Origin of the sequence: Lachnospira hominis (ex Hitch et al. 2025) (assembly GCF_040096395.1) — a bacterium.
In the GTDB taxonomy this organism is placed as follows: Bacteria; Bacillota; Clostridia; order Lachnospirales; family Lachnospiraceae; genus Lachnospira; species Lachnospira hominis.
In genome coordinates this window covers 1-647 of sequence record NZ_JBBMES010000073.1, presented here as the reverse complement: position 1 = coordinate 647, position 647 = coordinate 1, and the positions used below count along the sequence as shown (strand labels likewise).

General features: G+C 37.7%; 1 protein-coding gene. It reads right to left on the bottom strand.

Annotated elements, in window-relative coordinates:
• Positions 1–616, bottom strand: a 616-nt coding sequence (locus WMO38_RS15140; RefSeq protein WP_186867909.1) for a hypothetical protein, incomplete at its 3' end; no start/stop codon positions are given.
• Between the last annotated feature and the right edge of the window lie 31 nt (positions 617–647).

The following is a 647-nucleotide window of genomic DNA, read 5'->3' as shown; positions in this document are numbered from 1 at the left end:
TTGCTTCATAAGCATTAGACGCTTTTGACAACAGCCTTTCATTGTTCCACGACCGTAATAATCGGCTTCTTTCCTGTTCCTGCTTTGCAATCTTTTCATTCAACATTTCCTGCTGCTGTTTTTTAACCTGCGCCCGTTTTTCCAGATATTCTTCCAAAAGCTCTTTTTGTCTATCTTTCTTGTTGCTTGTCTTTTTATAAAAACTGTTTTGTGAACGAGCATAAAATTCCGATTGATTATTAACACCAGACCATGAATCGCCCCTATAATCTTTAGCAGTAGCTCCTACAGTGAGCACCATAGAAGCTTCCAACGGTGCAAAGGACGAAGTTAAGTCACGTTTAAGTGCTGATAATATCTTTTCCCTGTACTCCGGATCATCTTTCATATTCTTAAATGCTTCCTCTGATATGTTGATAGCCACATTGGTTATAGTTCTATTTCTGGGTATCTTATCAATTTCAGCATAAAATTCCTTTTTGAAAATCGCCATTTCTTCCGCTTCTGATAATTCCTTTGTATTGCCCGTTTCTCCCGTGCTGTTTACGCTCTTTGTACTTTTCGTTGTTGCAACATTGTTCTGATAATAACTCTGTCCTACTCCACTAATAGCCATTTTTAATCCTCCTTTATCAGCACTTTTTCAT